Annotated in this window: 27 protein-coding genes and 1 other annotated feature; of the genes, 23 read left to right on the top strand and 4 right to left on the bottom strand. The window is 42.0% G+C overall.

The annotated features are described in order from the left end of the window. Positions 1-10 precede the first annotated feature (10 nt). From NSQ17_RS12540 to NSQ17_RS12510, 7 genes are all read left to right on the top strand, one after another. Complete coding sequence (locus NSQ17_RS12540) at positions 11-1,153, top strand: cysteine desulfurase family protein (protein WP_041506813.1); 1,143 nt, start codon at positions 11-13, stop codon at positions 1,151-1,153. Positions 1,154-1,249: 96 nt separating this feature from the next. After that, positions 1,250-2,368 carry a tRNA 2-thiouridine(34) synthase MnmA gene (mnmA, locus tag NSQ17_RS12535; RefSeq protein WP_008342709.1) on the top strand — a complete coding sequence of 373 codons (1,119 nt, stop codon included), beginning with the start codon at positions 1,250-1,252 and terminating at the stop codon, positions 2,366-2,368. Positions 2,369-2,429: 61 nt separating this feature from the next. Continuing rightward, positions 2,430-3,083, top strand: a complete 654-nt coding sequence (locus NSQ17_RS12530; protein ID WP_008342707.1) for a tetratricopeptide repeat protein — start codon at positions 2,430-2,432, stop codon at positions 3,081-3,083. Between the two features lie 19 nt (positions 3,084-3,102). Then, on the top strand, positions 3,103-5,487 hold the full coding sequence (locus NSQ17_RS12525; protein ID WP_342467464.1) for an ATP-dependent RecD-like DNA helicase: 2,385 nt from the start codon (positions 3,103-3,105) through the stop codon (positions 5,485-5,487). 90 nt (positions 5,488-5,577) lie between these two features. After that, complete coding sequence (locus NSQ17_RS12520; protein WP_039167084.1) at positions 5,578-6,036, top strand: PRC-barrel domain-containing protein; 459 nt, start codon at positions 5,578-5,580, stop codon at positions 6,034-6,036. 13 nt (positions 6,037-6,049) lie between these two features. Further along, positions 6,050-6,241, top strand: a complete 192-nt coding sequence (locus NSQ17_RS12515) for a hypothetical protein (protein ID WP_003216308.1) — start codon at positions 6,050-6,052, stop codon at positions 6,239-6,241. A 20-nt stretch (positions 6,242-6,261) separates the two neighbouring features. Continuing rightward, entirely contained in the window at positions 6,262-6,393 is a 132-nt protein-coding gene (locus NSQ17_RS12510; RefSeq protein WP_008342695.1) for a YrzQ family protein, read from the top strand. Positions 6,394-6,431: 38 nt separating this feature from the next. On the opposite strand, the gene NSQ17_RS12505 is transcribed toward NSQ17_RS12510, so the two are convergent. The 4 genes from NSQ17_RS12505 to NSQ17_RS12490 all read right to left on the bottom strand — a co-directional run bounded on the left by NSQ17_RS12505 (position 6,432) and on the right by NSQ17_RS12490 (position 9,384). After that, positions 6,432-7,082: an amino acid ABC transporter permease gene (locus tag NSQ17_RS12505; RefSeq protein WP_008342693.1), complete on the bottom strand. Its 651-nt coding sequence runs from the start codon at positions 7,080-7,082 to the stop codon at positions 6,432-6,434. Positions 7,083-7,097: 15 nt separating this feature from the next. After that, positions 7,098-7,751, bottom strand: coding sequence for an amino acid ABC transporter permease (locus tag NSQ17_RS12500; RefSeq protein WP_268363284.1), 654 nt, complete (start codon positions 7,749-7,751; stop codon positions 7,098-7,100). An 80-nt stretch (positions 7,752-7,831) separates the two neighbouring features. Continuing rightward, a complete protein-coding gene (locus NSQ17_RS12495; protein ID WP_041506818.1) occupies positions 7,832-8,641 on the bottom strand; it encodes a transporter substrate-binding domain-containing protein in 810 nt (269 codons plus the stop codon). Between the two features lie 14 nt (positions 8,642-8,655). Further along, positions 8,656-9,384, bottom strand: coding sequence for an amino acid ABC transporter ATP-binding protein (locus NSQ17_RS12490; RefSeq protein WP_007501456.1), 729 nt, complete (start codon positions 9,382-9,384; stop codon positions 8,656-8,658). A gap of 224 nt (positions 9,385-9,608) precedes the next feature. Here NSQ17_RS12490 and NSQ17_RS12485 point away from each other — a divergent pair, with 224 nt between their 5' ends. The 16 genes from NSQ17_RS12485 to NSQ17_RS12410 all read left to right on the top strand — a co-directional run bounded on the left by NSQ17_RS12485 (position 9,609) and on the right by NSQ17_RS12410 (position 26,506). Next, on the top strand, positions 9,609-10,673 hold the full coding sequence (locus NSQ17_RS12485; RefSeq protein ID WP_017358104.1) for an AI-2E family transporter: 1,065 nt from the start codon (positions 9,609-9,611) through the stop codon (positions 10,671-10,673). Positions 10,674-10,716: 43 nt separating this feature from the next. Continuing rightward, positions 10,717-10,924 (top strand) — a binding site (T-box leader). A gap of 80 nt (positions 10,925-11,004) precedes the next feature. Beyond that, complete coding sequence (gene alaS, locus NSQ17_RS12480) at positions 11,005-13,641, top strand: alanine--tRNA ligase (protein WP_041506819.1); 2,637 nt, start codon at positions 11,005-11,007, stop codon at positions 13,639-13,641. Positions 13,642-13,730: 89 nt separating this feature from the next. Next, entirely contained in the window at positions 13,731-13,997 is a 267-nt protein-coding gene (locus NSQ17_RS12475; protein ID WP_024718370.1) for an IreB family regulatory phosphoprotein, read from the top strand. Between the two features lie 3 nt (positions 13,998-14,000). Further along, a complete protein-coding gene (gene ruvX / locus NSQ17_RS12470) occupies positions 14,001-14,417 on the top strand; it encodes a Holliday junction resolvase RuvX (protein WP_003216519.1) in 417 nt (138 codons plus the stop codon). 15 nt (positions 14,418-14,432) lie between these two features. After that, positions 14,433-14,717 carry a DUF1292 domain-containing protein gene (locus NSQ17_RS12465; RefSeq protein WP_017358102.1) on the top strand — a complete coding sequence of 95 codons (285 nt, stop codon included), beginning with the start codon at positions 14,433-14,435 and terminating at the stop codon, positions 14,715-14,717. A 156-nt stretch (positions 14,718-14,873) separates the two neighbouring features. After that, complete coding sequence (locus NSQ17_RS12460; protein WP_024718368.1) at positions 14,874-15,440, top strand: biotin transporter BioY; 567 nt, start codon at positions 14,874-14,876, stop codon at positions 15,438-15,440. After that, positions 15,440-16,897: an acyl-CoA synthetase gene (locus tag NSQ17_RS12455; protein ID WP_342468104.1), complete on the top strand. Its 1,458-nt coding sequence runs from the start codon at positions 15,440-15,442 to the stop codon at positions 16,895-16,897. Before NSQ17_RS12460 ends, NSQ17_RS12455 begins: the two co-directional genes overlap by 1 nt. Next, entirely contained in the window at positions 16,885-17,973 is a 1,089-nt protein-coding gene (locus NSQ17_RS12450) for an acetyl-CoA C-acyltransferase (protein ID WP_342467463.1), read from the top strand. The genes NSQ17_RS12455 and NSQ17_RS12450 overlap by 13 nt, the downstream gene beginning before the upstream one ends. 73 nt (positions 17,974-18,046) lie before the next feature. Then, complete coding sequence (gene mltG, locus NSQ17_RS12445) at positions 18,047-19,129, top strand: endolytic transglycosylase MltG (RefSeq protein WP_045034105.1); 1,083 nt, start codon at positions 18,047-18,049, stop codon at positions 19,127-19,129. A gap of 212 nt (positions 19,130-19,341) precedes the next feature. Continuing rightward, positions 19,342-20,007 carry an O-methyltransferase gene (locus tag NSQ17_RS12440; protein ID WP_024718364.1) on the top strand — a complete coding sequence of 222 codons (666 nt, stop codon included), beginning with the start codon at positions 19,342-19,344 and terminating at the stop codon, positions 20,005-20,007. After that, positions 20,004-20,933, top strand: a complete 930-nt coding sequence (locus NSQ17_RS12435) for a peptidase U32 family protein (protein WP_008342670.1) — start codon at positions 20,004-20,006, stop codon at positions 20,931-20,933. The genes NSQ17_RS12440 and NSQ17_RS12435 overlap by 4 nt, the downstream gene beginning before the upstream one ends. 20 nt (positions 20,934-20,953) lie before the next feature. Further along, complete coding sequence (locus tag NSQ17_RS12430; RefSeq protein ID WP_342461842.1) at positions 20,954-22,222, top strand: U32 family peptidase; 1,269 nt, start codon at positions 20,954-20,956, stop codon at positions 22,220-22,222. A 7-nt stretch (positions 22,223-22,229) separates the two neighbouring features. Beyond that, a complete protein-coding gene (gene udk, locus NSQ17_RS12425; protein ID WP_007501435.1) occupies positions 22,230-22,862 on the top strand; it encodes a uridine kinase in 633 nt (210 codons plus the stop codon). Between the two features lie 647 nt (positions 22,863-23,509). Then, entirely contained in the window at positions 23,510-23,983 is a 474-nt protein-coding gene (greA, locus tag NSQ17_RS12420; RefSeq protein ID WP_007501433.1) for a transcription elongation factor GreA, read from the top strand. Between the two features lie 50 nt (positions 23,984-24,033). After that, the gene (locus NSQ17_RS12415; RefSeq protein WP_342467462.1) at positions 24,034-25,776 is read left to right on the top strand and encodes a penicillin-binding protein 2; all 1,743 of its coding nucleotides are present in this window, start codon (positions 24,034-24,036) and stop codon (positions 25,774-25,776) included. Positions 25,777-25,843: 67 nt separating this feature from the next. Then, positions 25,844-26,506: a YrrS family protein gene (locus NSQ17_RS12410; RefSeq protein WP_251210944.1), complete on the top strand. Its 663-nt coding sequence runs from the start codon at positions 25,844-25,846 to the stop codon at positions 26,504-26,506. The last annotated feature ends 4 nt before the right edge of the window (positions 26,507-26,510 follow it).

The raw sequence follows: 26,510 nt of genomic DNA, 5'->3' as shown, positions 1-26,510 counted from the left end.
TGTACCGTAAATGGAACGTATCTATTTAGATCATGCAGCCACAACTCCTATGGATCAACGGATTGTGGACAAGATGATGCCTTACTTTACAGAGATATTTGGCAATCCCTCTAGTATTCATTCATATGGGCGCGAGGCAAGAAAGTGGCTCGATGAAGCAAGGGAAGTCATTGCAGGAGAATTACACTGTAAGCAGCAGGAGATCATCCTCACAAGCGGAGGAACAGAGGCAGACAACTTGGCCATTACAGGTGTGGCAATGGCAAGGCAGCATGAAGGAAAACATATCATCACAACAAAAACTGAGCATCATGCAGTGCTGCATACATGCGAACGCTTAGAGAATCTTGGTTTTGATGTGACGTATTTAGATGTGGATCACACTGGATTGATTCATCTTGATCAATTAAAACAAGCACTAAGAGACGATACAATTCTTGTGACTATCATGTACGGCAATAATGAAACGGGTGTGATTCAGCCAATTAAAGAAATTGGTCAACTTTTACACGAACACACTGCTTATTTTCATACAGACGCAGTACAGGCATTTGGGACAATATCAATTGATGTCACAGAACTTCATATCGACCTCTTATCTGCGTCCGGTCATAAACTAAATGGCCCGATGGGAACAGGCTTTTTATACGTGAATGAGCGTGTAAAACTTTCACCGCAGCTATTCGGAGGAGAACAAGAGAGAAAACGCCGTGCTGGTACTGAAAATGTGGCGGGAATCATTGGACTTGCAGAAGCAGTTCAATTAACAAAGCAAAATAGAAGAGAAAAAGCAGTGCATTATGGTAAGCTCAAAGAAGCGATGCTGCAAGTATTCGAAGAGGAATCACTCAATTTCTCTATCAATGGACATCCGAAAGAGACATTGCCGCATATTTTAAATGTCCACTTCCCGGGCGTTTCTATTGAATCGTTACTTGTGAACTTAGATATGGAAGGGATTGCTGTTTCGAGCGGGTCAGCATGTACGGCTGGATCTGTCCTTCCTTCGCACGTATTAAGCGCCATGTATGGTGAAGAAGCAAAAGAGCTGACATCCTCAGTCAGAATAAGCTTCGGTCTTGGAAATGAAGAGGAACATGTGAAGCAGGCGGCGCATAAGATAGCGGCTGTCGTGAAACGCCTAGCCAAATAAATGGCTCCCCTTTTGTTCGTGTGTGAAAAATGAAACAGCTAGGCACCTGAAGAACGAAACGCGCACGTTGTTTCATTGAAATTGGAGTTGATGAAGATGACAAAAAGACCTGAAGACACAAGAGTTGTGGTCGGTATGTCTGGAGGCGTCGATTCATCAGTTGCTGCGCTCATGCTAAAGGAGCAAGGCTATGATGTGATCGGCATATTTATGAAAAACTGGGATGACACAGATGAAAATGGTGTATGTACAGCAACGGAGGACTATGAGGATGTCATTCGTGTTTGTAACCAGATTGGAATCCCATATTATGCAGTGAATTTCGAGAAACAGTATTGGGACAAAGTGTTTCAATATTTTCTTGATGAATATAAAGCAGGCAGAACGCCGAATCCAGATGTCATGTGTAATAAAGAAATTAAGTTCAAAGCATTTCTTGAGCATGCATTGTCGCTTGGAGCGGATTATTTGGCAACAGGGCACTATGCCCGTGTCGACAGAACCGGCGATGAAGTGAAAATGCTAAGAGGTCTTGATACAAACAAAGACCAAACTTATTTCTTGAATCAGCTGACTCAAGAACAACTTGATAAAGTATTGTTCCCAATCGGCGATTTAGAGAAAAAAAGAGTGCGTGAATTAGCGAAAGAAGCAGAGCTCGCAACAGCAACGAAAAAAGATTCTACGGGCATCTGCTTTATTGGGGAAAGAAACTTTAAAACGTTCCTTAGCCAATATTTGCCTGCACAGCCCGGTGTGATGCAGACAATGGACGGAGAAGTAAAAGGTGAACATGATGGACTCATGTATTACACGATCGGTCAACGCCAAGGACTTGGCATTGGCGGAAGCGGTGATCCGTGGTTCGTTGTTGGGAAGGACTTAGAGAAAAATATCTTATTTGTTGAACAAGGCTTCCACAATCCGCTTTTATACTCTGAAAGTATTTCAGCTGTTAACATCAGCTGGACGCGTCCTCATATTGTCGGCGAAAACGGTGAACTCACATGCACAGCGAAATTCCGATACCGTCAAGAAGACCATCATGTAAAAGTCAAAATGACAGGTGAGCAGGAAGCAATGGTGATCTTTGATGAACCCGTTCGTGCTGTCACTCCAGGACAAGCTGTTGTTTTTTATGATGGCGAAGAATGTCTTGGCGGCGGGACCATTGACGATGTCTTTAAAGATGGCCAAAAGCTGTCGTATGTGTAACATGTGTTAAAAACCTCAACGTCGCTGTTGAGGTTTTTTAATGAAAGGATGAAGAGAGCGAATGAATCATAACGAAATCGGTATTGAAGCTTTAAATCAAGGGAACATCGAACAGGCAGCTGAAGCTTTTACGAAAGCCATTGAAGAAAGCCCAAAGGACCCGGTTCCATATATTAACTTTGCGAATTTACTTTCAAGTGTTCATGAATTTGAACGTGCTTTGAACTTCTTTCAAAAAGCCATTGAACTTGATCATACAGCAGCTGCAGCCTATTACGGAGCAGGAAATGTTTACACGATGAAAGAAGACTTTATGAAAGCGAAAGACTATTTTGAGCAAGCGCTACAAGCTGGAATGGAAAACAGTGATTTGTTTTATATGTTAGGGCAGACACTGATGAAATTAGAGCAGCCAAAGCTTGCGATGCCTTATCTTCAGCGTGCAGTTGAGCTAAACGAAGAAGATAACGAAGCAAGATTTCAATTTGGCATGTGCTTAGCGAATGAACATCTGCTGGAGGAAGCGGTCGCAGTCTTTACTGAAGTGATTACGCGAGATCCGCAGCATGCAGACGCTTTTTATAATGCGGGCGTTGCGTATGCGTATTTAGAGAAAAAGGACGAAGCGCTTGAAATGCTAGGAAAAGCCATTGACGTGCAGCCTGATCATATGCTTGCATTGCATGCGCAAAAGCTGATTCAAGAGGCAGAATAACCGGAAGGAGGGAAGACCTGTGCAGGAACATCCAGATCAAATGAAGCTTGAAGATGAACCGTTTTTAAAAGGGACGGTTCAAGCCGTTATTTTCCATAACGAAGGTAATTTATACTCGGTGTTAAAAGTAAAAGTCATTGAAACATCAGAGAATTTAGAGGAAAAGACAGCATCTGTCACAGGGTACTTCCCAGCGCTTCATGAGGAGGAAACCTACACCTTCTATGGCAAGGTCACAAGTCATCCGAAGTTTGGCGAGCAGTTTCAAGCCACTCATTTTCAAAAGGAAGTCCCTACAACAAAGCAAGGCATCATTCATTATCTCTCTAGTGACTTGTTTGAAGGGATTGGGAAAAAGACGGCGGAAGAAATCGTCGGCAAGCTTGGCAATCAGACGCTTCATCAAATTATGCGTGATCCGTCTGTGTTGTATGATGTCCCTCGCCTGTCAAAAAAGAAGGCCGATAAGCTGGCTGCCGCACTTCAAGAGCATCAAGGGCTTGAGCAAATCATGATCAGCCTGAATCAATATGGTTTTGGTCCTCAGCTTAGCATGAAGATTTACCAAGTTTACGAGAGTGAAACGTTGCAGAAAATTGAAGAAAACCCTTATCAGCTCGTCAAAGACGTCGAGGGGATTGGCTTTATTAAAGCAGATGAACTCGGCGCTAGAACAGGGATATCTGGAAATGATCCAGACCGCATTCGTGCAGCCCTTTTGTATACCGTTGAGACAGCAAGCCTGCAGGACGGTCATACGTACATACAAACGAAAGATCTGATCGTCGAAACCCGTAAACTGCTGAATCAAACCGGCAATGACTACAAAGTGACTGAAATGGACGTTGCCAATCAGATCATTGCACTTGGTGAAGGGAAAGAAATGATTATTGAAGATGAGCGCTGTTATCATCCGTCGCTCTTTTATGCGGAGCAAAGTGTGGCAAAACGCATTCAAAAAATTGTCGCTCAAACGGAATATGCAGATCAATTTCCTGAATCAGAATTTCTGCTTGCACTCGGTGAACTGGAGGAACGGCTTGGTGTCCAGTATGCACCAACCCAAAAAGAAGCCATTCAAAAGGCACTCATGTCTCCAATGCTGCTTTTAACAGGCGGACCGGGTACAGGGAAAACGACGGTCATTAAAGGGATTGTCGAGCTTTACAGCGATCTTCACGGCGTATCTCTTGACCCGGGTGATTATAAAAAAGATGAAGCATTTCCGTTCGTGCTTGCCGCACCAACTGGACGTGCTGCGAAACGAATGACAGAATCCACTGGACTTCCTGCTGTGACCATTCACCGGTTGCTAGGCTGGAATGGATCAGAAGGCTTCTCACATGATGAAGACCAGCCGATTGAAGGGAAGCTTGTCATCATTGATGAATCGAGTATGCTGGATATTTGGCTGGCGAACCATTTGTTTAAGGCGATCCCAGATCATATTCAAGTCATTATGGTTGGAGACGAACATCAACTTCCATCTGTCGGACCTGGTCAAGTGTTAAGAGACCTGCTTGCGTCACAAGCTATACCGGCAGTTACACTAACTGATATTTACCGGCAGGCAGACGGTTCAACAATTGTTGAGCTTGCGCATGATATGAAAAATGGTGTATTGCCAAAGGATATTACTGCGCGCTCGAAGGATCGATCCTTTATTCAATGCTCTAGTGACCAAATGAAAGAAGTCATCGAGAAAGTGGTCAGCAATGCTGCTCAAAAGGGTTATTCAGCAAAGGACATTCAAGTGCTTGCCCCGATGTATAAAGGAAAAGCAGGCATTAATGAACTGAATAAAATGCTTCAGCAAATTTTGAATCCTAAAAAGCCAAAAGGAAGAGAGATTCCATTTGGTGATGTCGTCTACCGGACAGGCGATAAGGTACTTCAGCTTGTCAATCAGCCCGAGAATAACATTTTTAATGGAGATATTGGCGAAATTGTCTCGATCTTTTATGCGAAAGAAAACACGGAAAAAGAAGATATGGCGGTCATCTCCTTTGATGGAAACGAAATCACGTTTACGAAAAAAGATTTTCATCAATTTACACACGCTTATTGTTGCTCGATTCATAAATCTCAGGGCAGTGAATTCCCAATCGTGGTGCTGCCAGTCGTGAGAAGTTATTATCGAATGCTTCGAAGAAATTTGCTTTACACGGCCATTACACGAAGTAAAAAGTTTTTAATTTTGTGCGGCGAGGAATCAGCATTAGAGTGGGGCGTGAAAAATAATGAAGACTCCCTCAGACAAACGTCTTTAACCATGCGTCTTACTGAAACGGAAAAAATCATGGACGCTGAGCTAGCAGCCCTCCAAAAAGAACTTCCTTTCAGTGTACACGATGCCAATATTGGCATGGAGGGAATCACTCCGTTTGATTTTATGCAAGAGTAAATGGCTTCCTTCATGGAAGCCATTTCTTCGTATGAGTCATAGAGGAAACGCACACGATAAGACTGTTCCGAAAAGGTGGTTGATCACATTTTGAGAACATGTCGAGAGCTTGAAGGACTGACGATCTATACAGACGAGCTGTCTCATTCACTTGGGGCGATCAAAGATATTTGCTTTTTAGCCGGCGGCAGCTGCGGGGGATATGTTTTAGATGGGAAAAAGAAAGACTGTGCTTTCATTCCATTCTCAGCTGGCGACAAACTGACAGACAAAGGTCTATATGTGAGCTGCCAGAAGGGCATCGAGATAGATACCTCCGCCCCATCCTTCTTCTTTTCGAAATTAAAAAAGAAAATGATCCATACGCCAGATGGTGAAACATTAGGTGTTTTGGAAGATGTATACTTTTGTACAAATTCGGGCACAATCGTAGCATATGAACTCTCGGACGGCTTCTTTACAGAGCTATCAGGGATTCGAAAGCAGCTGCATGCTGCCGGAACCTTGATGGATGTTCAAAAGGAAGCACTTGTTCTAAACCGAACGTAAAGAGGTGCTGAGTATGCTCATTTGCCCAAATTGCAAATGTAAAGACATCGGAAAAATTGGGGTCAATCAATATTATTGCTGGGGCTGTTTTATTGAATTGACACTGTCAAAAGGCAAAATATCTACTCACCAAGTGGAGGAAGACGGTACACTAAGCAGTTTAGACGACCTGTTTAGTGACGATGAACGTTCAATTCAACTATAAGTGTTAAGGGGGAATTTCGAATGGGCAAAATGACTTCTTCACTATTAACGCTTGGTGCAGGTGCACTCGCATATCACTTTGCAAGTCGATATGATATGCCATCTAAGCGGGATATGAAAAAGATGAGAAAACGAGTTATGCGAATGCTTTAAACAAAAAGGGACATCCACCATGAGTGGATGTCCTTTTTTTATGCCTGCCTGTACTCTAATCTCCGTGCAAGTATAGACAAGCTGAAGTTCACAACAAAATACATCATGGCCGCCAAGAGGAAAATAGGAAGTAAATAAGATTGGCTTTGACCATTTAAAATCTGCGCGTGATGCAATAACTCTGGAAGGGCAATCACAACGGCAAGCGATGTATCTTTTAAAAGAGAAATAAATTGACTGACAATCGGCGGGACCATTCGGCGTAACGCCTGTGGCATGATAATCATTTTTAATGTTTGAATATAGGTTAAACCAGAGGATCTGGCCGCTTCGATTTGTCCTTTATCAATTGATTTTAATCCACTGCGAATGATTTCTGACAGCATGGCGGATTCAAACACGGTTAAAGCCGCAATGGCAGAGGCTGTAATGCTCAGCTTAATACCGATTTCAGGTAGGGCGAAATACGTAAAAAAGATGATCAGCAAAAGCGGCAGGTTCCGAACGGTTTCCACAATGACCGCAAGCACCTTTGATAAAATAGGGATTTGTGCGAACCTCAATGTGCCAACGACTAATCCGATGATAAAGCTTAAAATGATGGAGATAAAAGCCACTTTTAAGGTGACAGCAAATCCTTCAAGTAAAAAGGCGAGATGATCGGGCTGGTAGGCACCTATAAAATCCATTGTGTTTCCTCCTTTCTAGTGGCTTCGTGCTAATCTTTTTTCTAAATAACCAACGCCTAGACTAAGCGGAATGGTCAATAGAAGATAGAACATGGCAACAAAGATGTATACATCAAATGTCACAAACGTTCTCGAAGCGATAAGGTCTCCTTGGTACATCAGATCAAACCCTGCAATGACACCTAAAATAGACGAGTTTTTCACAAGGTTGATAAATTGATTCCCAAGTGGTGGAATGACAATTTTGATTGCCTGCGGCAGAATAATATATCGCATCGTTCCGCTATATGACAGACCAGAAGCTCTAGCTGCTTCCATTTGTCCAAGCGGTACAGCTTGTATACCTGCACGAATGGCTTCAGCGATAAAAGCAGACGTATAAATGGAGAGGGCAATGGTTCCTGCTGTAAAGCCATCTGCCACAATGCCAAGTACCGGTAAACCAAAAAAGAACACAAAGGTGATCAATAATAACGGAATATTGCGAATAAATTCCACGTAAGCCGTCCCTAACCAGTTGAGCGGCCTTAGTGGCGCAATTCTCATAATGGCAATGAGTGTACCGATGAAAAAGCTTCCAATCAACGCAATGACACTTGCACCAATCGTATATTTAAACCCTTCTAAATAAAGATGGAAGTTCTCAGTTAAAATGGAAAACCGCAGCAATCAGTTCACTTCCTTCCTAATCAACAGAGGAGCCGGCAAGCGGCTCTCCTGAGGGTGTTGAGATTGATCGAGTCAATTGATTATTCTTTGATCCATTTTTTATGAATCTTGTCATACTCTCCATTATCTTTTAATGCCTTTAACGCTTTATTAATGGCTTCTGTCAATTTTTCATCGCCTTTTTTCACAGCGATGCCATAAGGCTCATCGGTAAATGTTCCGCCAACGACTTCATAATTTGAATCTTCGTCTGCCATGCCAAATAAAATTGCATTATCAGTTGTCAGAACTTGCCCTTGATTTGATTTTAAGGCTGTAAAGGCTTCTTGGTAATTTTCAAATTCTAAAACGGATGCTTCTGGTGCTTTTTCGCGAATGTTTTGAGAAGAAGTGGACCCTTTCACTGCAAGCACCTTCGTACCTTTTTTAAGATCATCAATCGATTGAATGTCGCTGCCTTTTTTCACAAGCAGTGATTGTCCTGCTTCAAAGTAAACATCTGAGAAATTGACCTCTTTTTTACGCTCTTCTGTGATCGTCATTGTGGCAACAATGGCATGAATATCTCCTTTTTGCAGTAAAGGAATTCTTGTTTTAGATGTCACTTCTTTGAATTCTGCTTTTCCTTCATCACCGAGCATTTCTTTAGTGATCGCTTTTGCGATATCAATATCAAACCCTTCAATATCCCCGCTACTAGGATTTTTTAGACCGAATAAACGAGTATCGTTTTTCACACCGAAAACGATTTTTTTGTCTTTCTTAATGGCTTCTAATGAGCTGCCTTGTTTTGCATCGGTTGAGCCTTTCTCGGCAGATCCGCAAGCAGCGAGAGCGATCATACAGCAAGTCATCAACAGTAATAGGCCAAAGCGTTTCATTTTTTTCATCAAATTCATTCCCCCTAGTGATTTAAAATACGGCTTAAAAAGAGCTGAGCGCGTTTCTCGCGCGGTTTTTCATAAAAGGCAGCTGGTGTAGATTCTTCAAGAATTCTTCCTTCATCAATAAACACAATACGGTCTGCGACTTCACGGGCAAACCCCATCTCGTGCGTGACAACGACCATTGTCATCCCTTCCCTTGCCAGCTGTTTCATCACATCTAGCACCTCACCGATCATCTCTGGATCAAGAGCTGATGTTGGTTCATCGAAAAGCATGACCTCAGGTTTCATTGCAAGTCCCCTTGCGATTGCCACACGCTGCTGCTGTCCTCCTGAGAGTCTAGAAGGGTAGGTGTCTGCTTTTTCAGGAATGCCAACTTTATTTAAATAAAATTCAGCTGTTTCCTTTGCTTCTTCTTTGCTCACTTTTTTAACCTTCATCGGTGCAAGCATAATGTTTTCAAGCACCGTCTTATGCGGATAAAGATGGAAGTGCTGAAACACCATCCCGATATTTTGCCTGATGAGATTGATGTTGGTTTTCGGATGCTGAACAGACACTTGATTGACAAGGACTTTTCCTTCATCAATGCTTTCAAGACGATTGATACATCTGAGCATCGTGCTTTTTCCAGACCCTGAAGGACCGATGATCACAACAACCTCACCTTTTTGAATATGTAGGTTAATGTCCTTAAGTACATGGAACTGGCCGTAATGCTTGTTGACTTCTTCGAATGTGATCATGAAGAACCTCCTCTTCTAATGATTGAGCTAAAGCGGATTCTAGCATAAATGAGGCAAAAATAAGAAAATAATGGAATGTTTTCTAACGAGATTTTACAGCAAACAGTGACTTTGGATGGAGCCGTATGTTTCATGTGTATTCATTTTTAACAAAGTTAGGACAAATTTTATTTACATGGATAATTGCAGAAGTTGGTTAAACAATAAGAAGAGAGGTGAAAAAGGTGAAGAAACGTCCGATCGAGTTTCTAATATATGCTGCAGGTGTACTGCTTGTCCTTGCGTCTTTACTCATTTTGGTTCAGCTCGACGAGTTATGGATGCCTATTTTTTTATTGCTCAAAGCGGTTTTGATCCCGCTTCTTATCGCTATTTTTATTTCTTATCTTCTTTATCCCATTGTTGAAAGACTACATAAGCGAGGTTTGCCAAGGACGGTCAGTCTCTTATTGATATATGTGCTGTTTTTTGGCGGCATTGGTTTGGCTGTGTATAAAGGGGCACCGGTTTTAATCGCTCAGTTAAATGAATTGTCGGAGCAAATTCCCATGCTTGCCGAAACGTATAATGGTGCTTTATCACATGTTCATCGTCATACAAGCCACTGGCCTGATGGACTACATGAACGGCTGGATCGTTTTATTGTCCAATCTGAGACGTATGCCGCAAATGGGGCAGAGCGGATGATTCTTAGCTGTAAAGTACTGCTTGATTACGCCTTAGTTGCTGCACTTATTCCTTTTCTTGTCTTTTATATGGTGAAAGATATGAACACGATGAAGCGGGCAGCATGGTATTTAACCCCGCCAAGCTTCCGAAAAAGGGGACATGCCTTTGTGAAAGCAGTGGATGACTCACTTGGGGATTATATTAGAGGGCAATTGCTTGTCTGTTCTTTAATTGGAGGAGCTGCTGCCATTGTTCTTTGGCTGTTCCATATTCCATATCCGCTTGTACTAGGTATGTTAATCGGTGCAACGAATGTCATTCCGTATTTTGGCCCGATTATTGGAGCGATCCCAGCTGTCTTTATCGCTTTTACCATCTCAGTGAAGTCAGTGATCATTGTGCTAATTACAGTAGCCGTGCTTCAATTTTTAGAAAGCAATGTACTGAGTCCGATCATTGTCGGGAGAAGCCTGCATATGCATCCTGTCGTAATCATGCTGGTGTTACTCGCTGGAGGTGAGCTGTTTGGCTTGATTGGAATGATTTTAGCCGTGCCGTCCGCAGCCATTATGAGGGTCATTATTGTGCAATATATTCACATGAGACGAAGCGTTCATTGACAAGACGAGCCGAGTTGTCTATAATAATTTCGATTCATACATATTGAATTCAATGACGGACCCGAGTACGTTAAAAAGCTGTTGCAGAGAGAGGCTTTGTTTGCTGAGAAAAGCCTTATCAGACCTTTAACGGAAGCTAGTCCCGAGTGCAGATAAACACTGCCGCTCTCTTCCGGCGTTATCGGATGTGAAGGTGATAGACGCATATGTCTATAATCAGGGTGGTACCGCGAGAGCATCTCGTCCCTGTGTAAGTAGTTTTTTGCTTGCATAGGGCGGGATGTTTTTTCGTTTGTGTGAAGATTGAGGAATAAAAAAGGGAGGATTTATGATGAAAACTTTAACTTCAGCTCAAGTACGTCAAATGTTTTTAGATTTTTTTAAAGAAAAAGGACATGCTGTCGAACCGAGTGCGTCCCTCGTACCGCATGACGATCCAACACTTTTATGGATTAACAGCGGGGTGGCAACATTAAAGAAATACTTCGATGGCCGCGTCGTGCCTGAGAATCCACGTATTTGCAACGCACAAAAATCAATTCGTACAAATGACATTGAAAATGTAGGGAAAACAGCACGCCATCATACGTTTTTTGAAATGCTGGGCAACTTCTCTATTGGAGACTATTTCAAAGAAGAGGCAATCGAATGGGCTTGGGAATTCCTCACAAGTGACGAGTGGATTGGCTTTGATCCGAATCTGTTATCTGTAACGGTACATCCAGAGGATGAAGAAGCGTATGTTCTTTGGAGAGATAAAATTGGTGTCCCTGAGGAACGAATTATTCGTCTAGAGGGCAACTTCTGGGATATTGGCGAGGGGCCAAGTGGTCCGAATACAGAAATTTTCTATGATCGTGGCGAAACATATGGCAACGACATGAACGACCCTGAATTATATCCAGGCGGAGAAAATGAACGTTATCTAGAAGTATGGAATCTTGTTTTTTCTGAATTTAACCATAATCCAGATGGTACATACACACCGCTTCCGAAGAAAAACATTGATACAGGAATGGGTCTTGAGCGTATGGTCTCTGTGATTCAAAACGTACCGACGAACTTTGATACAGACCTGTTCATGCCGATTATTCGTGCAGTAGAAACGATTTCTGGAGAAAGCTATGGGGAGTCAAAAGAAAAAGACACAGCATTTAAAGTCATTGCTGACCACATCCGTACTGTTGCCTTTGCCGTCAGTGACGGAGCACTTCCTTCTAATGAAGGCCGAGGTTATGTGTTAAGACGTTTGCTGCGCCGTGCTGTGCGTTATGCAAAAACGATCCATATCCACCGTCCATTTATGTATGACCTAGTTCCAGTTGTTGCGGAGATCATGAAGGATTTCTATCCAGATGTTCAAGCAAAAGAAGAATTTATTGCAAAAGTGATCAAAAATGAAGAAGAGCGTTTCCATGAGACACTGAATGAAGGGTTAGCCATTTTATCAGAAGTGATCAAAAAAGAACGTGACAATGGCAGCTCACAAATTTCCGGTAAAGATGTGTTTAAGCTTTATGACACATATGGATTCCCGGTCGAACTCACGGAAGAATATGCAGAAGATGAGAACATGACAGTTGATCGTGAAGGCTTCCAGCTAGAAATGGAGAAGCAGCGTGAACGTGCAAGAAATGCCAGACAAGATGTAGGCAGTATGCAGGTTCAAGGCGGGGCTTTAGGCGATATTAAAGCAGAAAGTACGTTTGTGGGCTACGAAAATTTAACTGCAGATGCTCGTATTATCGAATTGCTTCAAAACGGTGAAATTGTCACAGAAGCTCACGAAGGGGAAACGGTGCAAATTTTATTAGATGAAACACCTTTCTATGCAGAAAGCGGCGGACAAGTGGCGGATAAAGGAACGTTAAAAAGTGCCGAAGCGATCATTGATATCAAAGATGTGAAAAAGGCGCCAAACGGCCAGCATGTCCACGAAGGAGTCGTCGTAAGTGGTACGGTTCAAAAAGGCATTGAAGTCACTGCAGAAGTCGAATCAGCGCTTCGAAAAGGCATTGTGAAAAATCACACAGCGACACATCTTTTGCACCAAGCGCTAAAAGATGTATTGGGTAGCCACGTTAACCAAGCGGGTTCACTTGTGAATGAAAACAGACTTCGCTTTGACTTTTCTCACTTTGGACAAGTAACAAAAGAAGAATTGTCACAAATTGAAAAAATCGTCAACGAAAAGATTTGGGAAGGCATTTCGGTTGCCATTGACCTGAAACCAATTGCTGAAGCAAAAGAAATGGGCGCAATGGCGCTGTTTGGCGAGAAGTATGGCGATATTGTCCGTGTGGTGCAAGTGGGTGATTACAGTATCGAGTTATGCGGAGGCTGTCACGTTCAAAACACTGCGGAGATCGGATTGTTTAAAATTGCATCTGAATCGGGTATTGGTGCTGGAACACGCCGTATTGAGGCTGTAACAGGTAAAGGGGCTTATGAAGAATTAAATGATCAGCTTGCGATTTTAGAAAAGGCAGCTAATGAATTGAAATCAAATACAAAAGATGTACCAAAACGCATCGCTTCCTTGCAAGCTGATTTAAAAGAAGTTCAAAGAGAAAATGAATCACTTCTTGCGAAATTAAGTCAAGCAGAAGCTGGCTCTATTTTAGAAAAAGTCATCGAAGTTGGCGGAGTGAACGTGTTAACTGAAAAAGTAAACGCCAAAGACATGAACCATTTAAGAACGATGGTTGATGACTTAAAAGCGAAATTAGGTTCAGCTGTCATCGTACTTGGTGCCGTTCAAAATGGAAAAGTCAACATTTCAGCTGGTGTGACAAAAGACGTCATTGAAAAAGGTCTTCATGCAGGAAAACTTGTGAAGCAGGCAGCTGAAATTTGCGGCGGAGGCGGAGGCGGACGCCCAGATATGGCACAAGCAGGCGGGAAACAGCCAGAAAAGCTTGAAGAAGCACTGGCAACTGTCGAAGAATCTGTCAAATCCGTTTTATAATCAGTCAATGTAGTGTAGAATAATGGTATTAGATGAGCGGTTAGAAAAAAGCTTGCTAGTAGAATGTTGGAAGAGAGGTGCAAGAAGCAGTGAGTTCATTTGATAAGACAATGAAGTTTAACTTCTCTGATGATTCAGCTGAAACCAATGTGAATGAAGTGCTCATAACAGTTTATGACGCACTCCAAGAAAAAGGATACAACCCGATCAATCAAATTGTCGGATACTTGCTGTCAGGCGACCCTGCTTATATTCCAAGACATCAGGATGCACGCAACCTAATTCGTAAACTAGAACGAGACGAATTAATTGAGGAATTGGTTAAATCGTACTTAGAGACACATAAAGAGGCGTAAAACATGAGAATTTTAGGCTTAGATTTAGGCACGAAAACCCTTGGTGTGGCAATCAGTGATGAAATGGGATGGACAGCTCAAGGGATTGAAACCATTAAAATTGATGAAGCAGGCGGAGACTTTGGTCTCAGCCGCCTGTCTGAGATCGTCTCGCAATATGGAACGGATAAAATTGTACTTGGTTTTCCAAAAAATATGAACGGTACGGTCGGTCCAAGAGGCGAGGCCAGCCAATCATTTGCGAAAGTGTTAGAAAACACGTACAATGTTCCTGTTGTGCTTTGGGACGAGCGTCTGTCAACGATGGCAGCAGAAAAAATGCTCATCTCTGCAGATGTGAGCAGACAAAAGCGTAAAAAAGTCATTGATAAAATGGCGGCTGTTATGATCCTGCAAGGGTACTTAGACAGCTTAAATTAAAATGAGGTGAATCAAATGGAACACGGAGAAAAGCAAATTACAATCGTTGATGATAATGGAAATGAGCAGCTTTGCGAAGTACTATTTACTTTTGAAAGCGACCATTTTAACAAATCATATGTTCTTTACTACCCAATTTCTGAACAAGATAACGAAGAAATTGAAATTCATGCATCAAGCTTCACACCAAACGAAGACGGTGAAGATGGCGAATTAGAGCCAATTGAAACGGATGAAGAGTGGGACATGATTGAAGAAACGTTAAATACGTTCTTAGATCAAGAAGATGAAGAAGAATAGAACGAATAAAAGGCCTGTGAACATGATCTCTGTGATCTTTCTTCACAGGTCTTTTTTTACATTCTATATGTAAACTATTATTGAAATTTAGTTGACATATATCACTCGACCTTTTACGATATTTTTATCAAAAACATCGAGTGAGGGGCATGAAAATTGAAAATTCACGATATGATGCAAATGGCATTCATGACAGCAGTTATTGGGATGTTAGGATTGATTCCGCCTATTTTTCTTGCGTTTACACCTGTACCAATCACCTTACAAACCGCAGGTCTTTTGCTTGCTGGAGGGCTGTTAAAACCAAAGCAAGCCCTGATTAGTTTACTTCTGTTTCTTCTAATAGTGGCAGCAGGCGCACCTCTTTTATCTGGAGGGAGAGGCGGAATAGGGGTCTTTTTTGGGCCAAGCGGTGGTTTTTTACTTGCTTATCCAGTGGCTGCCTTTATGATCAGTCTGTGGCTGAACCGGCTGAAGAAAGTGACGGCCTTACGACTATTTTTAATCTATGCGGTATGCAGTATCGGGATATTATATATAGGCGGAATTCCCTTTCAAGCCATGATGATGCATATAAAGATCACGCAAGCAGCTCTGTTCAGCGTCATTTATTTACCGGGTGATCTGATCAAAGCAGGGATATGTGCCGTCTTCACGGTGAAAATCATTCAAGCGATGTCATATCGAAAAAGGGACTTACATAGAGGGAGGCGAGCAGTTTGATGAGAATAACGGAAAGCTATGCAGCTCATGCAAAAGTGAAGCCAGATCAGATGGCGATCAGAGATGAAAAAGAGAAGATCACTTATGAAGAATGGCATGAGCGTGTGAAGTCATCTGCACAATGGTTAAAAGAAACGCCTCATCAGCAAAAAAGAGTCGCTTTTTTATTATCAAATGGTGTTCCGTTTCTCCAACTATTTGCTGGTGCAGCTTCTGCAGGATGGACAGCGGTGCCTCTTGATCCGCGGTGGAGTGATAAGGAATGCGCGGAAAAGCTCTTATTAAGCGAGGCAGACCTTGTCATTGTGGAAGATCGATATATCAAAAGAATTGAAAAGTACAAGCTGGATATGCCAGTGCTCTCTTTATCTGAATGGAAAGAAAGAATCAGCCTCAGCATAAACGTTCAATCGAACAAAAGTGATACGGAGGAAGATCCTGCTTTTTATATGGGATTTACTTCAGGATCAACGGGATCGCCCAAAGCCTTTATAAGACGCCAGCAGTCATGGATCGAGAGCTTTCAAATGACAACATCCGTCTTTGGGATCACACATAAAGATCATGTGCTGATTTTGGGCACACTTTTATCCTCTCATTTTTTATACGGTGCGATCAGCACACTTTATTTCGGTGGCACTGTGACATTGTTAGAAAAATTTGTGCCAGAGAAAGCAAAGAAAACCTTAGAGAAAGGAGACATCACGGCTATTTATACGGTTCCGACCATGACAGAATCGTTACTGCAAATGGATGCTTTCGGAAAGAATCCGCTTCTTGTCCTGTCGTCTGGTGCAGATTGGGGAAACTCTTCAAAAAAACAGCTCGTCAACCGCTATCCTCACATCACATTTTTTGATTTTTATGGAACATCAGAATTGAGTTTTGTCTCCTATTTATCTTCAGATGACTTTTTGCAAAAGCCTACTTCTGTCGGAAAGCCTTTTCCTTCTATTCAGGTTGAAGTCAGGAGGGCAGATCAAACCGTTTGCAAGCCAAATGAAATAGGGAGAATTTATGTGAAAAGCCCAATGTCTTTTTCAGGCTATTTACAAGATGGAAAGCCGCCCGAAGAGTGGCTGACCGTATATGACATGGGGTGGCTCGACGAAGATGGTTACTTGTATATGAGCGGCCGCGAGAATGGCATGATTGTCTATGGGGGGCTGAATATTTTTCCAGAGGAAATTGAGCGTGTGCTGAATGAACAGCCAGAGGTGAATCGGTCAATCGTGATTGGACTTCCTGATCCATATTGGGGCGAAATCCCTGTTGCCATTATTGAGAATGTACAGCAAACAAAAACCATTCGGCAAGCTGTAAAAGAAACATTAGCGGCATACAAAGTACCAAAAAAATGGCTCGTCACGGACAAAATGATCGAAACATCAGGAGGGAAAATCGCTCGTGCCAGTATGAAAAAGTGGGCGGAGGAACAATTATCATGCAAGCCGTGATTGTACAAGCGAAGCGGACGCCCTTCGGTGAGAAAAATGGAATGTTGAAGGATTACCGGCCAGAGCATCTAGCTGCGCCCTTGATCCAGCATTTTTCAAACGTGACCAAGCCAGATGACATCATTTTAGGCAATGTCGTCGGGGGTGGTGGCAACATTGCCCGTCTGTCCTCGTTAGAAGCAGGGCTTTCATTACATATTCCGGGTATGACCATTGATAGGCAGTGTGCTTCCGGTCTTGAAGCCATTAGAACGGCGTGCATCATGATTCAGTCGGGGGAGGGATCAATGTATATCGCTGGTGGAACGGAAAGCATTTCTCGGTCACCAATGAAAGAAAGGGCCCGCTTTTCTCCAGAGTGGATAGGGGACCCTCATATGGGGGAAGCGGCAGAGCTGACGGCGTCGAGATTTTCAGTTGCGAGAAAAGAGCAAGATGACTATGCACTTTTAAGCTGGGAACGAAGTATAACCGCATTCAAGCAAGGAACGTATTCAGAAGAAATTGTTCCGATTAGCGGGATGAGTACAGATGAAGCGGCAGCTAAAATAAGACCGATTGCAAGCTTGATAAAGCGGGCAAAACCTATCTTTTTACCAGGCAAAGGTACTGTGACTGTGACCAATAGCTGTAAAGAAGCAGATGGTGCAGCTGCCGTCGTTGTGATGGAAAGAGCGGAAGCGGAGGCAAAAGGCTTCAGCCCTATGCTGCGGTATATCGGGAGTGCCGTGACCGCTATGGACCCGCATTATCCTGCTGCTTCACCAATTGATGCAATCAAGAAACTTTTACATAAGGAACAGGTGAAGATAGAAGATGTTGCACTTTTTGAAATCAATGAAGCGTTTGCGCTCAAAGTAGTACTCATTGCCCGGACACTAGGTATTCCTTATGACCGTATCAATAAAAGAGGCGGTGCGCTTTGTCTTGGGCATCCATATAGCGCCTCGGGAGCTGCTATGATGGTGAGACTGTTTTACGAAGCCCGTGCCTTACCGAATGGAAGTTATGTCATGGCTGCAATTGGAAGTGGAGGCGGTGTCGGTTTAGCCGCACTATGGCAAGTTCTGTCATGACATGCATGAGCAAGTAATTGCCGAACTCCGTCGAATCATGTACTATAAAAGCTAGATGTGAGGAGGGCCATGCATGTTTTCAGAACAAAAGAAACGACCATTTTTTAAACGAAAAATGGGGATCGTCCTGTTATCTGTACTTGCTGTGATCATCATTGCAGCATTATCAGGTTTTTTATATGTAAAATCAGCACTCGGGCCGGTCGATCAAAAAAGCAAACAAACCATTAATATTCATATTCCAAATGGGACATCTGTCAGCGGAATTGCGAGCATTTTAAAAGAAAAAGAGCTGATTTCAAATGACACGATTTTCACTTACTATGCAAAGTACAAAAAAGCGTCAGGCTTTAAAGCGGGCTATTTTCATCTCAAACAAACAATGGATGCGGATCAGCTAATTCAAAAGCTGACATCTGGCGGGACAGACTACGCATTTCAGCTTGTGATACCTGAAGGGAAACAGTTGTCTGATATTGCATCTATTATTGCAAACCAGACGAATTTTTCAGCGAAGGAAGTTGAAGCGAAGCTGGATGATCCAGCCTTTATTAAAAAATTGATGAAAAAATACCCGAAAACGGTGACATCACAAGTGAACGGGAAACAGGTCAAGCATCCGTTAGAGGGATATTTATTCCCGGCGACGTATCCGTTTTATCGTGAGGATGAATCACTTGAAACCATCATTGACACGATGATTAAACAAACAGATCAATATGTGAAAACGTATGAAAAGGACATGAAAAAGAGAAAGATGTCCATCCATGATGTCCTAACGATGGCATCCCTGATAGAAATGGAAGCAACCGAAAAAACAGACCGGTCAAAAATCTCAAGTGTGTTTTATAACCGGTTGAAAAAGGACATGCCGCTTCAAACAGATCCAACCGTTCTTTATGCGCTTGGCGAGCATAAGTCCCGTGTTTATTACAAAGATTTAAAGGTGAAATCACCTTATAATACGTATACAAACAAAGGGCTGCCGCCTGGACCTATTGCCAATGCTGGAGAATCTTCTTGGAAAGCAGCACTCCATCCAGAGAAAACAGATTTTGTTTACTTCCTAGCAAAGAAAAATGGGGAAGTCGTCTTTACGAAAACGTTAAATGAGCACAACAAAGCAAAAGCGAAATACATCACAGGCAGCAACTAGCGCTCATGTGAAAGGAAAAAGACTGTAGACAATGGTGAAATTGCCTGCAGTTTTTTTCGTTGTTATATCCATTTTATAGGTTCGCAATTACCACATCTTTGTGGTAAAATATATCGGGTTGTTTTTACTTAGATGAACGAAAGATTGACGAGAAAGAGAGCTGCAGCAGGCAGGACTCTTCTTTTTCAGGTCATGAAGGAGCTAGACATATAATGACAATCGAAGATGATCAAATAAATGATTATATTGAAGATTTAATTGAGCCGAGTCCTAATGCCATCGCTCAATTAGAGGAGTATGCGAAAGAGCATCATGTGCCAATCATGGAAAAGGTGAGCATTGAACTGTTATTGCAGCTGCTTTCTTTGAAAAAACCGAAGAAGATTCTTGAGGTTGGGACAGCGATTGGCTATTCAGCGATTCGAATGGCAGAAGCTCTGCCAGATGCTGAAATCTATACGATTGAGCGAAATGCGAAACGTTATGAGGAAGCGACACGGAATATTGAAGAATTGCATTTCAAAGATAGAATTCACGTGTTTTTTGGCGATGCGATCGAATCAGCTAAAACGGTTCAGACGATGGCGCCCTATGATGTGATCTTCATTGATGCGGCAAAAGGTCAGTATCAACGCTTTTTTGAGCTGTTTGAACCGATGCTGTCCGATGACGGAATGATTATTACAGACAACGTATTATTTAAAGGCTTAGTTGCGACAAATTATGAAGAAGAAATTGAAGATAAACGAAAAAAACAATTAATAGGCAAAATTGATCGATACAATCAATGGCTGATGTCAAATCCTGACTACCAAACGTGTATCATTCCGGTTGGAGATGGGATCGCTATTAGTACAAAAAGAGGTGACCAATCATGAAAAAACCAGAATTGCTTGTGACGCCAAGCAAGGTGTCGGATGTACTGCCGCTCATTGAAGCAGGTGCTGACGCATTTTTAATAGGTGAACAAACATATGGAATCCGTCTTGCAGGTGAGTTTTCAAGAGAAGATGTGAAACAAACGGTTCAACTCGCACATGCACATCACAAAAAAGTATATGTCGCCATGAATGCGATTTTTCATAATGACCGTGTGGCACTGCTTGGAGATTATTTAACCTTTCTCGATGGGTTAAACGTGGATGGTGTCGTTTTTGGAGATCCGGCCGTGATCATGGCCGCAAAAGAAACAGGTGTCAACTTGAATCTGCACTGGAGTACAGAAACAACTGGGACAAACTATTACACTTGTAACTACTGGGGCAGAAAAGGCGCAACACGTGCTGTTCTTGCCAAAGAACTCAATATGGATAGCGTGATTGATATCAAAGAAAACGCTGAAGTGGAGATTGAAATTCAAGTCCACGGCATGACCTGTATGTTCCAATCCAAACGGACACTTGTTGGCAACTATTTTGAGTATCAAGGCAAACAAATGGACGTGGAAGGCAGAAATATGGAAGAAGGTCTATTTCTTCACGACCAGGAGCGTCAAAACAAATATCCTATTTTTGAAGATGAAAATGGCACACACATTATGAGTCCAAATGATGTATGTATGATTGATGAATTAGAAGAATTTGTCGACGCAGGCATTGACTCATTTAAAATTGACGGAATTTTAAAGTCACTTTCTTATATGACAGAGGTGACATCCCTCTATCGAAAAGCCATTGACTTACTAGTGACTGATAAGGAAGCCTATGAAGATCAGAAAGATGAATGGGTGGAGCGTATTGAAGAGATCCAGCCTGTCAACCGTTCAATCGATACAGGGTTCTTCTTTAAAGAAACGGTTTATTAAGATAAAAGGAGGCAGAGGAAATGGCACTTTTAAAAGATGGAATTTCTGAAATGATCGATGGAAAACGTGTCATTACAAAAAAACCAGAACTGCTAGCGCCAGCAGGAAACTTAGAAAAACTAAAAATTGCTGTGCATTATGGAGCAGACGCTGTTTTTATTGGCGGGAAAGAATTTGGACTTCGTTCAAATGCAGATAACTTTTCAATCGAAGAAATGGCAGAAGGTGTCGCATTTGCGAACAAATACGGTGCTCGCATTTATGTGACAACGAATATTTTCGCCCACAACGAAAACATGGACGGGCTGGAAGAATATCTTCAAGGGATTGAAGGAGCCGGTGTAGCGGGAATTATTGTCGCTGATCCACTCATCATTGAAACATGCAAACGAGTAGCTCCAAAGCTTGAAGTTCACTTGAGCACACAGCAGTCTCTTTCAAATTGGAAAGCGGTGCAGTTTTGGAAGGAAGAAGGGCTTGAGCGTGTGGTCCTTGCACGTGAAACAAGCGCCCTAGAGATTAAAGAAATGAAAGAAAAAGTGGATATTGAAATCGAAACGTTCATTCACGGGGCCATGTGTATTGCTTATTCTGGCCGCTGCGTGCTCAGTAACCATATGACAGCGAGAGATTCAAACCGCGGAGGCTGCTGCCAATCTTGCCGCTGGGATTATGATCTTTATAAACAAGAAGGCTCTGAGGAAGCGCCTTTATTCAGTGAAGAAGACGCACCATTTGCGATGAGTCCAAAAGATTTAAAACTCATCGAATCCATACCGCAAATGATCGAAATGGGAATTGATAGCTTAAAGATCGAAGGACGAATGAAGTCCATTCATTATGTAGCAACAGTTGTCAGTGTCTATCGTAAAGTCATTGATGCTTACTGTGCGGATCCAGACAATTTCGTCATTCAACAAGAATGGCTCGATGAATTAGACAAATGTGCCAACCGTGACACGGCTCCTGCCTTTTTTGAAGGTGTACCAGGAACGGATGAACAAATGTTTGGCATTCACGGAAAGAAAACGACCTTTGATTTCGTCGGTCTTGTACTTCATTATGATGAACAAGAACAAATTGTCACATTACAGCAGCGTAATTTCTTTAAAGCTGGCGACGAAGTTGAATTTTTCGGTCCAGAAATCGAAAATTTCACATGCAAGATTGAGACAATTTGGGACGAAAAAGGGAACGAACTCGATGCCGCTCGTCATCCACTGCAAATTGTGAAATTTAAGCTTGATCAAAAAGTATACCCTAGCAACATGATGAGAAAGGGGAAATAACCGGCACATGGGGAAAAAACCAGTGGTGATTGGGATCGCTGGCGGCTCGGGTTCAGGTAAAACGAGCGTCACCAATTCCATTTACGAAAAATTTAAAGGACATTCAATCCTCATGCTTCAGCAAGATTTATATTATAAAAATCAAAGTCATATGCCATTTGAAGAGCGCCTGCTGACCAATTATGATCATCCGCTTGCATTTGACAATGACCTGATGATTGAGCATGTAGAAGCGCTGCTAAAGTACGAGTCCATTGAAAAACCGATTTATGATTTTAAACTAAACACACGTTCAGAAGAGACGGTACATGTTGAACCCAAAGATGTCATCATCGTTGAAGGAATCTTTGCTCTTGAAAACGAACGTCTAAGAAACTTAATGGATATTAAACTGTATGTGGATACAGATGCAGATCTTCGGATCATTCGTCGTATTTTACGTGATACGAAAGAAAGAGGCAGATCGATTGATTCCGTGATTGAACAATATGTATCTGTCGTCAGACCGATGCACAATCAATTCATTGAACCGTCAAAACGATACGCCGATATCATCATCCCAGAAGGCGGACAAAATCATGTAGCCATTGATCTCATGGTGACAAAAATTCAAACGATTCTTCAAAACCGCGGAGAGTAAATGGTGGAGAAGAACAAAGACCTTTACGACGTAAAGGTCTTTTCAACATCATGCTCTTGTAGTCAATACTTTAGTAATGGCTAGTCCGAAATCATCGGTGAGCATTGTAAGAAGCAGTCCCTGAGTAAAAGATTTGATATGATAGGAAAACAATGCTGCGAAATGGAGACAGGAAAATCACGATGGGATGCTGAAAGTTTCAGTTATTCCTGCTTTGTAAAAGTATATTAAAAAAACGACAAACAAATCATCACAAATTTTCAAACAATTCTTGATCAAAATGCAATTTTGTAATAATATAGCATAGACATATCGTACACTGACCATATTATGTATTGGAAGATGGAGAATGGATAAGCTATTCTTCTACATATGATCGAAATGGCCGAACGAGGTACAGGAGCTTCCTGTGCCTTTCCACAGTTTGTGCGATGAAGATAATATATCATCATGAGACCGCTGCTGTTCCTGCCTAATAAAAAGGCATAATAGTTGCATCTAAAAGGGACGCCATGTAAGATGGACTTTTACGAATATGGGACAGAAGGAATGAGGGCCGGAATATGTCCTCATTCTTGTATATTTCAGTCGTCACTCACATGCAGAAAGCTTGTATGATGAGGATTAATAGAAGGAGTGAATGATTCATGGCACAAGAGAAAGTATTTCCAATGACAGAAGAAGGAAAGCGCAAATTAGAAGAAGAGCTTGAATATTTGAAAACGGTTAAACGTAAAGAGGTTGTAGAGCGTATTAAAATCGCTAGAAGTTTTGGAGACCTCTCTGAAAACTCGGAATATGATTCTGCTAAAGAAGAGCAAGCGTTTGTAGAAGGTCGTATTACAACGCTTGATAATATGATTCGTAATGCCAAAATTATTGAAGATGAAGGTAACTCAAATATTGTTTCACTCGGTAAAACGGTGACATTCGTTGAATTACCGGACGGTGAAGAAGAGTCTTATACGATTGTAGGAAGTGCAGAAGCTGATCCGTTTGAAGGCAAAATTTCAAACGATTCACCAATTGCAAAAAGCCTTTTAGGCAAACAAGTAGACGACAAAGTCACGGTTCAAACACCTGGCGGAGAAATGTTCGTCCAAATTGTAAAAATTTCATAATTACGTTTATACGATAAACACCTCGTCCACAATAGGGACGAGGTGTTTTTATGCTGAAAACAAGAAGAATCCAATGGACAGGTGTCATTATTTTTATCTTATTGCTCGGTCTCCTATTTAGACTAGCGGAAATTCAGTTGTTTTTCACAGAATCTTTTTCAAAGCTGGATATTAATTTGATCCAAGAAAGTGTCAGGCAGCGGACAGAAGAAGTAGTCATTTCAGACGGACGCGGTGAATTTTTAGATCGAAACGGCGAGGCACTTCTCACAAAAGAAGAGCCTGCGGTCATCATATTTCCTTTCCTGCAATACGACCTCCCTCACTTAAAACAAACTGCTTCTATACTTGAGATGGAAGAAGATGAATTGAAGAGCCAGCTGACAGTAACGAAGAAACCACTCATTTTAAAAGATGATATCACGAAAAAAAAGCTGAAAGACATCAATGATATGAAATATTCAGGTGTTTACGGCGTATATATGAAAGAGAAGGACAAAAAAAGACTTGCCCTCCACACATTAGGTTTCACAAGCGAGAATCCAGAACTCTTGAGAAAGCGTTATCCGGACAAAAAAGAGCTTTCAATCCGCACTGAGATCGGTACATTCGGTTTGGAAAGTACATTTGACGAATTTCTATTACCAGAGCAAGACACAAAATTGTTATATCATGTGGACGGAAGGGGAAACCCTTTGTTTGGGATGGACGTCAAATATACAGCAGAAGCTCATTCGTTTTATCCGCTGCAAGTGCAGACAACCATGGACGTAGACATGCAGAGGGAAATGGAGAATGTTCTCAAAGCACAAGGTGTTGAAAAAGGCGGAGCGGTTCTGCTCGACATTCAAAATAGCAGTGTGCTGGCGATGGCGAGTGTTCCAAATGTGACCAGCAAAAACCGGCATGAGGCAAGAAATTACATGCTGACCGCAATGGCTCCCGGGTCTGTATTTAAAACGGTCGTACTTGCCGCAGCGATTGAAAAAAACTTGAACCAGCCACAAACGATGTATGATTGTCGAAAGAATTTATATGGAGAGCCAGAAGGAAAGCAGGAAGTACTGAATCTGTCTGAAAGCTTTGCGCAAAGCTGTAATTATACATTTGCGACACTCGCTGAGCAGCTCATCCAAACAGATGATCAAATCCTTGAAAAGACAGCTTCAAAGCTTGGGCTTGTGGATCGAGCCGGCTGGGAAGGGGATGTATACCATAAGCAACAATTCAAACAGTTTGATCGTGAAGAAACAGGCAGTGTGTGGGGAGATAAAAGAGACAAGCATGTCAAAAAAGCCATTGCGCAAACGGCAATTGGTCAAAAAAATGTTAAAACAACCCCCTTACAAATTGCCAATATGATGGCAACGATTGCAAGGGGCGGAGAACGAAAAGAAGTGAGGATTGCAGATAAAGTGATGTATCAAAACGGAACAACGATGCTATCCTTTCAAAACAAACGACCTGATGGTGACAGTATTGACCGCTATACAGCTCAAACCTTGCAAAAGTACTTAAGGCAGGTGGTGACGTCTGACAAAGGAACAGGAAGAAGATTTCAAGACCTGCCGTTCCATATAGCAGGGAAATCAGGCACTGCCCAAACCGGCAGCAAAGATAAACAGGGGAATCCACTTTATCACAAGTGGTTTGCCGGATACTTTCCGGCAGAAAAACCAAAATACGCTCTCGTCGTTGTTCACCTTGATGAGGCAAGTGGCCGGGCTAAGACAAATGAAGCGTTTTATGATATTGTAAAAAAGGTCAATGAAATTGAAAAGAAACAGACATAGAACATCCCTTCATGTCATGTTAGAATAGTAACGACTTAGGGAACAGAGGCAAAGGAGTGCAGAGATTTTGAGTAGAAATTCTCGATTTGAACATCGTGATAAGCGCAGAAAGGCGAATATGGTGCTTAACATATTAATTGGTATCGTTGTGGTGCTTATTTTGGTTGTCGCATCGAGTTTGTTAATTTTTAATAGACCACCGAAAGATGTAGCCAACGAACCATCCAAAACAGCACCTGCATCGAGTGAAAATAAACAAAACTCAGAAGAAGATGTGAAAGATCAAAAGAAAGATACATCCGATGATGCGGATGCAAAAAAAGATGATTCATCTGATCAAAAAGACGATACAAAGAAAACAGATGATGAAGAAGAGCCAAACAAAGATGCGTTAAAAGATGCCACAGAAACAGATGGCGGTAAAACAAGTGACGTAGACAAAACATATGAAAACGATAACTGGGAGCCTGTAGGAACAGAGCAATCGGGATCACATACAGCAACCTATGATGCTAACTCAAAAGACTGGAAAGAAATGATCAAAGCCATGTCCTATGCGACAGGAATCTCAGAAGATCAAATGACTGTTATTTGGTTAGGAAATAACGGAGGACCTCAAGATGCAAAAGGAACCATCCGTGATAAATCAACAGGTGAACGCTACCGTGTAGAAATTACGTGGGTGGACGAAAAAGGCTGGAAACCTGTGAAGGTTGAAAAATTAAAATAAAAAA

The sequence above is a fragment of the Bacillus sp. FSL W8-0629 genome (assembly GCF_038593225.1).
GTDB lineage: Bacteria > Bacillota > Bacilli > Bacillales > Bacillaceae > Bacillus > Bacillus altitudinis.
Note: the sequence above shows the minus strand (reverse complement) of the source record. Positions and strands in the feature narration are given on the sequence as shown.